This window comes from Natranaerobius trueperi (assembly GCF_002216005.1).
GTDB lineage: Bacteria > Bacillota > Natranaerobiia > Natranaerobiales > Natranaerobiaceae > Natranaerobius_A > Natranaerobius_A trueperi.
In genome coordinates, this window is sequence record NZ_NIQC01000003.1 from 92,972 (window position 1) to 106,273 (window position 13,302).

The window sequence follows — 13,302 nt, forward strand, 5'->3', positions numbered from 1 at the left end:
ATTAGAAAGGAGTTATTTATGAAAAAAATTAAGTTATTAGTTTCATTGGTAGCTGTCGCACTACTGCTTGTGATTAGTGGACCAATGTTTAACGATGAGGATAGTGCACAAGCTTTAGAAAAAGCTGAAATACTCGCTGATACACTAAATGTACGAAGTGGTCCAGGGATAGATCATTCGTTAATTGATCAAGTAAATGCATCAGAAAGTTATTATGTAGTGGACGAGCATACCAATGATGATAATGGTGAGTGGGTTAAGATTAGTCTTTCTGAGAGTACTGAAAAGGAAGGCTGGGTAAGTGCTAACTTTGTTAATAAAATAGAAGATGATGAAGAGACTGAGGTAGATAAGTTAGATAAAGACGAGGAAAAAGCTCAAGAAAACAAAACAAAAGAAATAGAACAACGAAATCTAGCAAAAGAGGTTCAAGAAACTCCTCTTGAAGGTGCTAAGATAGTACTAGACCCTGGTCATGGTGGACATGACCCTGGTGCTGTGGGACCTACAGGATTAACTGAAAAAGAAGTAGTTGTTGATGTAGGTCATAGAACTAAAGAGGAATTAGAGGAACTTGGTGCAGATGTTCATTTAACTAGAGAAGGTGATGAATTCATCTCATTATTTAATCGGGCTAATATGGCTAACCAAATGGGTGCTGATCTATTTATAAGTATTCATGCTAATGGTGCACTAAATAGAAAAGCTCAAGGTACTGAGACTTACTATTCTTCATTAAGAAACCCTAATGATTATCAACTAGCTCAAAGCTTACAAGATGGAATGGTAAATACTTTAAACCGACAAGATAAAGGAATTTTTGATAGGAACTTTTCTGTTTTAAGAAATGCTCATATGCCAGCTGCTTTAGTAGAGTTAGCTTATCTCTCTAATTACGAAGAAGAAGAACTTATGAGAACTGATCAGTTTAGACAAAATGCAGCAGAAGGTATTTCAGATGGTATAGTAGATTATGTAGAAAATTTTCTATAAACTTATTAGAGGCTAAAACCCAAGAGTTACTTTGAGGTTTTAGCCTCTTTTTATATTCTCACATTTTTTATAAATGTCTCGGTAGTGCATTAAATATAAATTATATTTAATATGGAAGGGAGCTTTTTGGATTTATAAACTATCCCTACCAAGTAGGTAGGGATAGTTTAGTTAATAGCTTCAAATTTATTATCAATTTCATGCCAATTAAACGATGGATGACTTCCAAATTCGTTTACAAAAAATTTTTTAGTATTTTCAAAATAATCCTTAGCTTTTTGTACCTTACCTTCTTTAATTAGTGACTTCGTTAGATGATAATAGAACTTTTCTTCAAAAGGAAATACTTCAATAGCTTTTTGGGTGAATTCTTTTGTTTCTTTTATTCTATTAAAATTCTGTAACCTGTCAGTTAGTTCTAATGTAGTGTTTTTATACATATTTAAATAATAATTTCTTACATAGCTTGTCCAATCATTTTTGTCTTCGGGTAAGAAATTACCGATGTTAATATGTGAAGCTGTTCTATAGTATTTAATTGCTTTGTTAAGATTTGTGGGTATTTTTTGCTTTGCCATATTAAGACATTTTTCTAATTCTTCAATGTCTAACCAGTAACTAGCACTTTTATTCCATTTATAAAAACCGTTATCAGAAAGAATGTAATGGTTATTGTATTTATCTTTACCTAATAAATTTCTAAGACGATAGATATGTGAGTACATAGTACTTTTAGGGTTTGAATAATTATTATCTGGCCATAGATGTGATACAATTTGCTCAGGTTTTAGCCTTTTATCTCTATGGGCAATTAGATATTTTAAAAGTTGAAAGCTCTTAATAGATTGTGACTTTTCTTGAGTGAGGTTAACTCCTTTTTTATAAACAGTAAATCCTCCAAGTGTATAAATTAGTAGATCACTTGAATCATTATGTAATTTCACAGGTGATCCTCCTTTCAGATTTTAGACAACCTTCACCTGTCATTATTATAAACAAGAAAGGGTTATTATTTTGTTATTAGTTGTCTATAACAAAAAGAAACAAGTTTCATCAGTTTTAATACTTACTTATTAAGTTGTTATGGATAAATCAACTATTGACACTTTAAACTATTAATAATAGAATATGTTATAACATAAAAAAATATAGAATTTCCTTATCCAGAGAGGTGGAGGGACTGGCCCGACGAAGCCCGGCAACCGGCAGCAATGCTGCAAAGGTGCCAATTCCAACAGAAGCTTAAAGCTTCTGACAGATAAGGAGATGTCTTAAATATAGCTATTAGCTATTAAGGCCTCTTCTACATTTGTCAGAAGGGGCTTTTTTATATTTTAATGTTTTATTTAATTATCATGATAAAGGGGGTTGTTTTCTTGATAAAAATTACTAATCTAACCAAGCTATACAAAAATAAAAGTAATAAGGTTCAAGCATTGAAAAATGTCAATTTAAATATAGAAAAAGGCGAAATCTTTGGGATAGCTGGTTATAGTGGTGCAGGTAAAAGTACTCTAATAAGGTGTGTAAATTTAATTGAAAGACCAACATCAGGTTCTGTAACAATTGATGGAATTGAGGTCTCGAACTTAACTGGAAAAGAGTTAAGAAAGACTAGGCAGAAAATTGGAATGATATTTCAGCATTTTAATTTATTATCTTCAAGAACAGCTTATGAAAATATTGCATTGCCACTAGAAATTGCTGGTGTAGATAAAGGAGAAATTAATAAAAAAGTGACTGAATTATTAAAGCTGGTGGGGTTAGAAGATAAAGCTGAATCTTATCCTTCACAGCTTAGTGGTGGTCAAAAACAAAGAGTTGGGATTGCAAGGGCTCTTGCTAATGACCCGAAGATACTACTATGTGATGAAGCGACATCAGCCCTTGATCCAGACACAACAAAGTCAATATTAAACCTGTTACAAGATATTAATGAAAAATATAATTTAACTATTTTAATCATCACACATGAAATAAAAGTTATTAAAGAGATATGTGATTCTGTAGCTATCATGGAATCAGGGAAAGTTATTGAATCAGGAAAAGCTTTAGATATTTTTACTAAACCAAAGGAAGATGTTACGAAAAACTTTGTAAAAAGTGTCACTGAAAAAGAGCTACCGAGTATTGACTATTCAGGATATGATACTCAAATAGTTAAAGTTTCCTTTATAGGAAATAAAGCCAAAGACCCCATTATTTCATCACTTATTAAGAATTTTAATGTAGATACTAATATAATAAGCGGCAATATTGACCATATCAAAGGAACACCCTTTGGAACACTTGTCTTAGAACTAATAGGAAGTGATTCAGATATTAATAAAGCTAAGGAGTATCTTACTGAAAAAGATTTAGGTTTGGAGGTATTAAAAAATGGTAGACATTTTTCAACAGCTTAACGAACTTCTAGACTTATTACTACCAGCTTTATATGAAACCTTTTATATGGTTGGAGTATCAATAACTATAACGTATCTTTTAGGTCTACCGTTAGGAATAACTCTAGTTGTAACTGAAAAAGGCCATATTCTTGAGTGTCAATCTGTTCAAAAAATATCAGGAACAATAGTTAATATTTTTAGATCAACACCATTTATAATTTTGATGGTAGCTATTATTCCTTTCACAGTATTAATAGTCGGTCGTTCAATTGGTACAACTGCAGCAATAGTACCATTAACAGTAGCTAGTATACCTTTTGCAGCTAGGATGGTAGAAAGCTCTTTAAAAGAGATAGATTCAGGTGTAATAGAGTCAGCTATAGCCATGGGTGCAAGTCCCTGGCAGATTATATTAAAAGTTTTAATACCAGAAGCTTTACCTGGATTGATATTAGGTGGAACTATAACCATTATTAACTTAATTAGTTACTCTGCCATGGCAGGTGTTGTGGGAGGAGGTGGAATAGGTACTCTAGCTATAAACTACGGTTATTATCGGTTTCAAACAGATGTAATGATTGCAACAGTAGTAGTGTTGATAATTCTAGTTCAAGGTATTCAAGCTATAGGAAACTTTACTGCTAAAAAGGTAGATAAAAGAGTTAACAAATAAAATTAGGGGGTTTTTAAAATGAAAAAAAGATTGATAATATTAACAATTTTAATTGTTTCTATTAGTTTAGTCGGATGTCAAAACTCTGATAATGAAGATACTTTAGAGGTTATAGCAACTCCAATGCCGCATGCAGAGATATTAGAAGAAGCTAAACTATTACTAGAAGATAAAGGAATTAATTTAGAGATAGTTGTGGTTGATGATTATGTAACTCCAAATAACTCACTTGCACAAGGTGAGGCTGATGCTAACTTCTTTCAACATGCTCCATATTTTGAAAATTTCATAGAAGAAAATGATCTAGATTTAAGAAATGAAATTGTAGTACACATAGAACCAATGGCTATTTACTCAGATAAAATTGATGATTTACACCAATTAGAAGGTGATGAAGAAATAGCAATTCCTGATGATCCAACTAATGGTGGAAGAGCATTACTGTTACTAGAAGATGCAGGACTATTAGAGTTAGAAGAGGGTGTAGAAACTGAAGCAACTATTAGTGATGTAGTTAATAGTGATTTTGAAATAACTGAACTAAATGCAGCCCAAATTCCAAGAGCACTTGATGATGTAGAGCTCGCTCTAATTAATACTAACTATGCTCTTGAAGCTGGCTTGTCACCAGCAGAAGATGGACTGTACGTTGAAGATGAAGATAGTCCGTATGGAAATATAGTTGCAATTAGAGAAGATGAAGAAGATAGAGAAGACCTACAAAAGTTATTTAGTGTATTAAACTCTGAAGAAATTAGAGACTTTATTGAAGAAGAATATGAGCGCAATGTGCTTCCAACATTTTAAAGGAGTGTCATGATATGAAAAACGAGGAGCTAACAATTGGTATCATAGCGGGAACCCCTATAGATACACAAATGGGGAATGAGTTTTTCAAAAATCATGGTGTTAATACTATAGGTAAAGAAATTGCAACAACTCCAGAAGAAGCAACTACCTTACAGGTTTTACACCAAGAACAACTAGAACAAAAGGTTGTAGAAAGAATTGAAACCCTAAAAGAACAAAAAAAAATCCAGTCAATTTGCATCTTTTTTAATTCTTTAAGTACAGCTATAAATAGTAACACTATCTCAAGTAAGACTCGGCTTAATATTGTTACTCCTCTCGGATCATATCATGATATCGCAACTAGATATAATAATATTGGTGTTTTAGGAGCGAACTGTCAGGCGGTTAAAGGTATAGAAGAAATTATTAAAAAAGTAAACCAAGGTGCACATGTTGTAGGTACAGGAACTTTAAAATTAGTAAAGGCCATAGAAAAGAAGGAAAAACCAGTACAAATAATAGAAGATACAGGCATAGCTTCTCTACTTAAGTTTTATGAAAAATCTAAAGTAGATACATTGATATTAGGTTGTACCCATTTTCCTTATATAAAAAAAGAACTTACTAAAAGGACAACAATTAAAATATTTGACCCTGCAGAGGATATGTTAAGAAGAATCCAATTTGATACTTCTGAGCGGATGATTGTATGAGTATCAATCGTTTAAAGGAAGACTTAATTGAACTAGGTAGACTTGGTCGAAAAAACCAAGTAGAAACTAGAAATTATGAAGATTTAGATATGGATAAAGGTTTATGGCGACTTGAGGGAAATGAACAAAGCAAAGTTTCTAAAGACTTTATTATATCAAAAATGAAAGAAGCTGGTTTAGAAGTTAGGTTTGATCGTGTAGGAAACATTTTTGGTAGAAAGGTTGGGACTGACCCTAATAAAAGAGCTGTCATGTCTGGCTCTCATTTGGACTCTGTAAAAAATGGTGGTCAGTTTGATGGTCCACTAGGAGTTATAAGTGTATTAGAGGCTATAAGAATTATGAACGAAGAAGGCTTTCAAAACGAGCGACCAATTGAACTTAGCATTTTTGTTGGTGAAGAAGGTTCAGCTTTTTATCAAGGATTAATTGGTAGTGAAGTGTTAGTTGGAGATAAAACATATGATGAAGTTGAGAAGATAAAAAACGATGAAGGTAAACCCTTAAAAGAAGTTTTAAAAGATTATAGAAGTGATTATGAATTTGACATAAATAGTGTTGAGTACTTCATTGAACTGCACCCTGAACAAGGACCAGTACTCTATAATGAAAACACTCCCATCGGTATTGTAGAAGAAATTACCGGTATAACATGGGTGAAAGCAGTTATTTATGGTCAAGAAAACCATTCAGGAACAACACCTATGAACTCTAGAAAGGATCCATTAGTTGCTGCCTCTGATGTAGTATCTTTTACTGATGAACGTGTTAAGGAATTATTATCTAAAAAAGGTGGGCAAACAGTTGCTACTGTTGGTAAGTTTGAGGTATATCCATCAGCAACAAATATTATACCAGGAGAAGTAGAGTTAGGTATAGATATCAGGGATAAGGTGGATGAAAATATAAAGCTTATTCGAAATGATATTATTAAAACTATAGATGGATTAGAATCAAAATATCAAGTAAAGACTCAAGTAGAAACTCTTTTTCACAAACCACCAAGTCCATGTTCAAAAGAGGTGGTAGAAGCTATCTATAAGGCTTCAGAAACACTAAACATTCAGACTAGAAGAATGAGTAGTGGAGCAGCTCATGACGCCCAAAATATTGCGAAAAAAGTTAAAACCGCTATGATTTTTGTACCCAGTGTTGATGGTATTAGTCATTCACCTTTTGAGTGGAGTAGATGGGAAGATCTTGAAAAAGGAGTTAATGTTCTTACTCAAACTTTAAAAAACTTATCTCAATATTAACAGAGAAATCCCCTCCTACAGTACTAGGAGGGGATTTCTCTAACCTTCTAAAAGTTTCAATCATTGTTTAAACGAACCCATGATAGTCAGCTTCTCATGATCTTACACCATTAGTTTTTTTCACTTTCTATTTAAATCCATATTGGATTTGAAAGTTTTTGTTCAATGGTTTGCAGGTAATTATTTAATATATTAAGAATAATGTAAGAATAACAGGATTACAAGGGGAGAGTAATTTGGTTTTAAAAGATGCGTTAAAACAGTTACAAAAAAACTATAAAGTTATAGCTATACCTCTCATAATTGATATATTACTACTAATGATTATTTACTTACCGCTAATATTTAAAGGTGTTAGGGACATTGATATAGGTAAGGATCCCTTTAATTTCAAGATATTTACAAGTGTATCAATACCACCTTCAATAACAGATGTAATGGATATTAACTTTTCTGTAAATGAAATAACTAATTTTAATTTGGGTGAGTATAACCTGAACATGTTTGATTCGTTTATATTATCTGGAGCTATAATTATTATTGTTGTGATATTTTTTATTCTATTAGGTTTTGTTGCTACTTCACTAGTTAAAGCGGGATTTCTAGGAACAATTAAAGATGGTTTTAATAATGCTCCTAAAGCTAGCTTTAATAGATTTACTGTTAATGCTAAACTTCATTTTTGGAATATATTAAAATATCAGTTAATGTTAACTGGTGTTATTTTATTAGGTATTCTTTTTATGATTATCTTAATTTTTACATCTATAAGTTTTTTTGATGTATTAAACTTTACTAGTATTTTGTCCTTTGTTTTAGGTTTTGGTCTATTTATGTTACTTATCTTATTAGTGATTTTAATTTTAACAATCTTATTGGTATTTACTCCTTACGCAATTGTTGATGATAATTTACCACCAATTAAAGCTATAGTAACTTCATTTAAAACTGTAAAAAGATATTTATGGGTTGTACTATTACATTTACTTATTATTTGGTTATTAACAATTGTTGCAAGTATAATTGTTAATATTGTAGGATCAGTTTCAATAATAGTAGCAACTTTAGTATTTACTCCTATAGGGACTTATCTTATTTTCATAATATATCAATTGTATCGAAAACTGAACGAAAAGCCCTCTTTTAAAAGAAGAAGGAGGAGAAAAAGAAGATTAATAAAAAAACGTCTTAGAAGATAAAACTATAAGGAGAGTAGTTATTAATGTCAAACAAGTATATTCTTTCATTAGATCAAGGGACTACTAGTTCTAGAGCAATTTTATATGATAGAAATGGAACATTGGTACAAATTGCACAAAAAGAGTTCTCACAATTTTATCCTAAGTCTGGTTGGGTTGAACATGATGCGAGTGAAATATGGGGAACACAAAGTGGTGTTTTGAGGGAAGTATTAGAAACAGCAGGAATAAGACCTAATCAGGTAGAGGCTATTGGAATTGCAAATCAAAGAGAAACTACTGTAGTTTGGGAGAGAGAAACAGGGAAACCAATTTATAATGCAATAGTTTGGCAAGATAGAAGAACAGCTTATATATGTGAAGAACTTAAGGATCTGGGTCTAGAAGAATATATCAGAGAAAATACAGGGCTCGTAATAGATTCATATTTTTCTGCTACTAAGGTGAAATGGATTCTAGATAATGTACAAGGCGCGAAAGAAAGAGCGGAAAATGGAGACTTACTATTTGGTACTATTGATAGTTGGATTATTTGGAACCTTACTCGTGGTAAAGTTCATGTTACTGACTATTCTAATGCTTCTAGAACTATGATGTTTAATATATATACTTTGGATTGGGATGATAAGTTACTAAATGCACTGGATATTCCAAGAAAAATGCTCCCAGAAGTAAAGCAATCAAGTGAAATTTATGCATATACAGAGGAACATACCCTAGGAGGAGCAGAAATACCAATTTCGGGTATTGCAGGTGACCAACAAGCAGCTTTATTTGGTCAATCATGTTTAGAACGTGGAATGGTAAAAAACACTTATGGTACTGGTTGCTTTTTATTAATGAATACAGGTAGACAACCGGTAGTGTCAGATAATGGGTTATTAACTACTATTGCATGGGGTATTAATGGAAGGGTTTATTATGCTTTAGAAGGTAGTATTTTTATAGCTGGTGCTGCTGTGCAGTGGTTGAGGGATAATCTAAGATTAATAGACTCTTCTTGTGATTCTGAGTACTTTGCTAAAAAAAGTGAAGATAGCGAAGGAGTATATGTGGTCCCTGCTTTTCAAGGGTTAGGTGCACCATATTGGGATATGTATGCGAGGGGTGGAATATTTGGCTTAACTAGTAAAGTAGGTAAAGCAGAAATTGTTCGTGCAACCTTAGAATCTTTAGGTTATCAGACTCGTGATGTGGTTGATGCAATGAAAAAAGATTCAGGGTTAGAATTAAAATCTTTGCGTGTTGATGGTGGTGCCTCTAAAAATGACTTAGTGATGCAGTTTCAATCAGATATATTAGGGAGCAATGTTGAACGTCCAGAGAATATTGAATCTACTGCAAGAGGGGTTGCTTTTCTAGCCGGGCTAGCTGTAGATTTTTGGACAAGAGATGATATAGAAAAGTTACAAAAGATTGATGCAATATTTAGACCACAAATGAATAATGAACAACGTGAACATAAATATCAAGGCTGGAAAAAAGCTGTTTATAGAACTATGGATTGGGTTCAAGATTAGTATTTATTGACTCTTCCCTTAAAGATATGTGTCAGATATAATAGAAAAGGGGTATTTTAATATCCTCCCATGTTAAGGACATTGGGGGGCTAACTGTGGTGTATAACTATAAATCATCGTTTGATGAAACGAGACAGGACCTTATGAGAAACTTTTTTTTAGATTTAAGTACTAAAGGTACCAATAAAAGCTTTAAAAGAGGAAACTATATTGATATACCTTCAGGTACTACTTTTGGGATAGTAGTTGATGGAAGGGTTAAAGAATCTATTTATGGACAAAATGGTGAAGAAAAAATATTGTATATCTTACAACCCGGTGAAATTTTTGGTGAAATAACATATTTTGGAAAAGGAGAAGATTATCTTAACACTGTTTGCCTAGAAAACTGTAGAGTATCTTTTATAGAAAAAGAATACTTAGAATCCATGTTAGTTAATGACCCAGAGGGATATAGTTTTGTGTTCCATAGCATTATTAGAAAATTTAGGATTTTGATGTATCAAATGTCAAATATGACTTTTAATACAGCTGTTGAACAGTTAGCTGATACCCTCTATCGCCTTAAAACACAACAAGGAAAAAACAGATCAGGAGAGTGGGAAATAGCAATTCATTTAACTCATCAACAATTAGCTAATTTGATCGGATGCTCTAGAGTTACAGTTACAAGAGGGTTAAATGATTTTTGCAAGGAAGGAATTATTGAAATAAAAAAGAAAAAGATTATAATTAAAGATTTAGATAGACTAAATGACATACGTAATAGTCATGAAAATAACCCGCCTCAAGTCTAAAGGCGGGTTATTAAGCGTTTGCCCTGCATGAGCCGCAGCTAGGCGGTGAAAGTCCGTTACAGGCTTGGTGGTAGGAACTGTTAGCAGATGTCCTACTACCAAAGGCACTCCGCAAGGTGGAAACCTGTCCCCATTACTTAGTAATGTTCATTACAGGCTGGTTAGGTTATTTTGCCATTGCAGATATGAAGAAAAGAATTACTGCTCTTAACGAATGGATTAGGCGTAGAATTCGAATGTACTTGTGGAAGCAGTGGAAGAAAATAAGTGCGAGGTTTAAGAACCTCAGACGACTTGGAATAACTAAAGGTAAAGCCTGGGAAGGGGCGAACACTCGGAAAGGGTGTTGGCGAATAGCCAATAGCTGGATATTATCAAGGTCATTAACAAATAAATACCTCGCATCAGTTGGATATGATGACATATCCAAAAGATACGAGGCATTGCACTCAAATCATTGAACCGCCAAGTACCGAACGATACGCTTGAGTGGTGTGTGAGGTCGGTAGATAAATTAATTATCTACCGACTATTCGATTGATTAGAATATTTTACCTTCTGTTGTTTTAATATCATCTTCGTTCTTTATACAAGCTTCTATTGCGTAGTAAAGTGCGTCTGTGATATCTTTTAAAGACATACTTGGCTTATTTGGTTTTGTAACAACTTGTGAGGGGATGAATGGTACATGGATAAATCCACCTTTTTTAGTTGAATTAGTTTGCTTTATATAGTGAAGCACTCCATACATTATATGGTTACAAACAAAAGTACCAGCAGTATTTGAGACAGAAGCCGGGAGACCATTATCTTTAATATTTTTTGACATAGCTTTTATAGGTAAATTAGAAAAATAAGCTGGTTCACCATCTTTTTTAATTGTTCGATCTATTGGTTGTTTGCCTTCATTGTCTGCAATTCTAGCATCGTCAATATTGATAGCTACTCTTTCTATAGTTATATCAAATCTTCCCCCAGCTTGTCCTATACAAATAATAATATCTGGATCCCACTTATCAATCATTTTAGTTACTTCTTCTATAGATTTGTCAAATACTGTAGGTACTTGACAAATCTTAATAGTGCCATTACTAATTTTATCAGGGAGTTCTTTAACTGCCTCCCAAGAAGGGTTGATACTATCCTCTCCAAAAGGGTCAAATCCTGTTAATAATACCTTTTTCATATTTGATTCCTCCTAATGTAAAATTAAAAAGCCCAAAACATCATTAATGCTATATGAATTGCTAGTAATATAAAAGCTACTGCCATTTGAGTTTTTATTACTTTATTTTTATCATCCATCTCTAAAATAGCTACAGGTACAATGTTAAAGTTTGCAGCCATAGGTGTTAAAAGAGTACCACAAAAACCAGCTGTCATACCAAGTGCTCCAACAACTATAGGATCTGCACCAAGTTCAAGTACAAAAGGTACTCCAATTCCAGCTGTTATAACAGCAAAAGCTGCAAAAGCATTTCCCATAATCATAGTAAAGACAGCCATTCCTATACAGTATGCGATAACACCGAATAATAAATTACCTTCAGGTACAACTGTGTAAATTCCCTGTGAAATCACTTTTCCAACTTGTGCTTCATTGAAAAGAGACCCAAGTGCTGCTAATAATTGAGGTAAGATACTAACAGCACCTATTAACTGTAATAGTCTACTCCCTTCATGGCTAAGTTCGCTTGGTTTTGCCTTAGTTAAAAAAACACCCATTAAAGTAGCTACAATTGCTCCGATTCCAAGTCCTATTAACCCATTTAAACCAGTAAACTGTGCTATACCAAATGCAAGTAGTGCTATTGAAACAGCAGGTACAAACAAAATACTACCTATTTCTTGTGATTTTTGTTCTTTAAACTTTTCAGATGATTCAGCTAAACTTGAAAAACTAACTTGTTTAGTTACAGTTAATATTCCAAGCATTACTACTAATAACCCAACGATCATCGGAGGAAGAACCTTTCCAAACATAAAAGTTATAGCAACTATTACCCAAAATATTCCGGTACCAACACGAGCCTGATTGTTTTTATCCTGCAGTGACATAAATGCAGTAATTAATGCAACTAATCCACATAAAAAGTACAAAACTTCTAATAAAATGTCTTCCATTAGCTATCCCCCCGTTCGTTTTTTTGCAATTTTCTATCTAACATAAAGCACTGTATAACACCAATTATAGTAGCTATTATTGCGATAGGAATTGAGGCCATAGCAATTTCTATTGCACTAACATCATATCCTAAGTCTTGAAGTGTTCCAACAATTAATAAAGTACCACCAGAGGCTACAAAAACATTTTGACCATAAAAGTTACCATAATTCTCTACTGCTCCACTTAATCCTTTAATTTCTTGAAGGCTAGCATTACTTAAATTAGGATACTTTTCACGGGCTGCCCCTTCTGCCATTGGTAAGATAAGAGGTCGTATAAATTGTGGGTGTCCTCCTACTCTAACGGAAAAAGCAGATGCTAAAGTTCTAAATACAGTATAAATAGCTAAGACCTTACCTGTAGTAATTCCTTTGATTCTACCTATGAGATATGCTGCGCGTTGTCTAAGACCATACCTCTCTAAGATTCCAATTGCCGGTAATGTAACTAAAAATACTGACATATACCTATTTTCTACAAAAGCTTCACCTAGGATAATTAAAACTTCACTAATTTCAATGCCGGCTACCAGTCCTGTTACTATTCCAGCTGTTAAGACTACTCCTAAAATGTCTAGTCTAAAATAAAACCCTAAAACTATAATTAGTACTCCAATCAACCTGATCACAAAAATCCCTCCTTATACTTTTTTCTAACGTTATATTACCAATGTTTAAAAATTAATTCTGTAAACTAGACTACAAATTTAAAAATTTAATACATTAAAGTAAAATAATTTATTAAGAAGGTTTTTAACCAATAAATTTATAAATAGATAATATTGATTCACCGAGTACTGAATTTG

Annotated in this window: 14 protein-coding genes and 1 riboswitch; of the genes, 10 read left to right on the forward strand and 4 right to left on the reverse strand. The window is 32.9% G+C overall.

Annotation, left to right across the window (positions count from 1 at the left end):
- Positions 1 to 18 precede the first annotated feature (18 nt).
- Positions 19 to 993 (forward strand): N-acetylmuramoyl-L-alanine amidase family protein, encoded by a 975-nt coding sequence (locus CDO51_RS02500; protein WP_089022720.1) that lies wholly within the window; start codon positions 19 to 21, stop codon positions 991 to 993.
- Between the two features lie 167 nt (positions 994 to 1,160).
- Here CDO51_RS02500 and CDO51_RS02505 read toward each other — a convergent pair whose 3' ends face one another.
- The gene (locus CDO51_RS02505; protein WP_158212285.1) at positions 1,161 to 1,937 is read right to left on the reverse strand and encodes a winged helix-turn-helix domain-containing protein; all 777 of its coding nucleotides are present in this window, start codon (positions 1,935 to 1,937) and stop codon (positions 1,161 to 1,163) included.
- A 212-nt stretch (positions 1,938 to 2,149) separates the two neighbouring features.
- Positions 2,150 to 2,258, forward strand: a riboswitch (SAM riboswitch).
- A 111-nt stretch (positions 2,259 to 2,369) separates the two neighbouring features.
- On the opposite strand from CDO51_RS02505, the gene CDO51_RS02510 reads away from it, so the two are divergent.
- The 9 genes from CDO51_RS02510 (at position 2,370) to CDO51_RS02550 (ending at position 10,791) form a co-directional block, all read left to right on the forward strand.
- Positions 2,370 to 3,398 (forward strand): methionine ABC transporter ATP-binding protein, encoded by a 1,029-nt coding sequence (locus CDO51_RS02510; RefSeq protein WP_089022722.1) that lies wholly within the window; start codon positions 2,370 to 2,372, stop codon positions 3,396 to 3,398.
- Positions 3,373 to 4,053, forward strand: coding sequence for a methionine ABC transporter permease (locus CDO51_RS02515; protein ID WP_089022723.1), 681 nt, complete (start codon positions 3,373 to 3,375; stop codon positions 4,051 to 4,053). The genes CDO51_RS02510 and CDO51_RS02515 overlap by 26 nt, the downstream gene beginning before the upstream one ends.
- A gap of 18 nt (positions 4,054 to 4,071) precedes the next feature.
- Positions 4,072 to 4,860 carry a MetQ/NlpA family ABC transporter substrate-binding protein gene (locus CDO51_RS02520; RefSeq protein ID WP_089022724.1) on the forward strand — a complete coding sequence of 263 codons (789 nt, stop codon included), beginning with the start codon at positions 4,072 to 4,074 and terminating at the stop codon, positions 4,858 to 4,860.
- A 14-nt stretch (positions 4,861 to 4,874) separates the two neighbouring features.
- Complete coding sequence (locus CDO51_RS02525; protein WP_089022725.1) at positions 4,875 to 5,558, forward strand: aspartate/glutamate racemase family protein; 684 nt, start codon at positions 4,875 to 4,877, stop codon at positions 5,556 to 5,558.
- Positions 5,555 to 6,814 carry a M20 family metallo-hydrolase gene (locus CDO51_RS02530; protein ID WP_089022726.1) on the forward strand — a complete coding sequence of 420 codons (1,260 nt, stop codon included), beginning with the start codon at positions 5,555 to 5,557 and terminating at the stop codon, positions 6,812 to 6,814. The genes CDO51_RS02525 and CDO51_RS02530 overlap by 4 nt, the downstream gene beginning before the upstream one ends.
- Positions 6,815 to 7,050: 236 nt before the next feature.
- Positions 7,051 to 8,013 carry a DUF7847 domain-containing protein gene (locus CDO51_RS02535; protein WP_089022727.1) on the forward strand — a complete coding sequence of 321 codons (963 nt, stop codon included), beginning with the start codon at positions 7,051 to 7,053 and terminating at the stop codon, positions 8,011 to 8,013.
- Positions 8,014 to 8,036: 23 nt separating this feature from the next.
- The gene (gene glpK / locus CDO51_RS02540) at positions 8,037 to 9,533 is read left to right on the forward strand and encodes a glycerol kinase GlpK (RefSeq protein ID WP_089022728.1); all 1,497 of its coding nucleotides are present in this window, start codon (positions 8,037 to 8,039) and stop codon (positions 9,531 to 9,533) included.
- A 95-nt stretch (positions 9,534 to 9,628) separates the two neighbouring features.
- On the forward strand, positions 9,629 to 10,330 hold the full coding sequence (locus CDO51_RS02545; protein ID WP_089022729.1) for a Crp/Fnr family transcriptional regulator: 702 nt from the start codon (positions 9,629 to 9,631) through the stop codon (positions 10,328 to 10,330).
- A 143-nt stretch (positions 10,331 to 10,473) separates the two neighbouring features.
- Positions 10,474 to 10,791 carry a group II intron maturase-specific domain-containing protein gene (locus CDO51_RS02550; RefSeq protein WP_089022730.1) on the forward strand — a complete coding sequence of 106 codons (318 nt, stop codon included), beginning with the start codon at positions 10,474 to 10,476 and terminating at the stop codon, positions 10,789 to 10,791.
- Between the two features lie 80 nt (positions 10,792 to 10,871).
- Here the strand turns inward: CDO51_RS02550 and pcp are convergent, their stop codons facing one another.
- The 3 genes from pcp to CDO51_RS02565 are packed head-to-tail and all read right to left on the reverse strand — an operon-like array spanning position 10,872 to position 13,125.
- Positions 10,872 to 11,516, reverse strand: a complete 645-nt coding sequence (gene pcp, locus CDO51_RS02555) for a pyroglutamyl-peptidase I (protein ID WP_089022731.1) — start codon at positions 11,514 to 11,516, stop codon at positions 10,872 to 10,874.
- Positions 11,517 to 11,539: 23 nt separating this feature from the next.
- Positions 11,540 to 12,454: a DUF979 domain-containing protein gene (locus tag CDO51_RS02560; protein WP_089022732.1), complete on the reverse strand. Its 915-nt coding sequence runs from the start codon at positions 12,452 to 12,454 to the stop codon at positions 11,540 to 11,542.
- Positions 12,454 to 13,125 carry a DUF969 domain-containing protein gene (locus tag CDO51_RS02565; protein ID WP_089022733.1) on the reverse strand — a complete coding sequence of 224 codons (672 nt, stop codon included), beginning with the start codon at positions 13,123 to 13,125 and terminating at the stop codon, positions 12,454 to 12,456. Before CDO51_RS02565 ends, CDO51_RS02560 begins: the two co-directional genes overlap by 1 nt.
- Between the last annotated feature and the right edge of the window lie 177 nt (positions 13,126 to 13,302).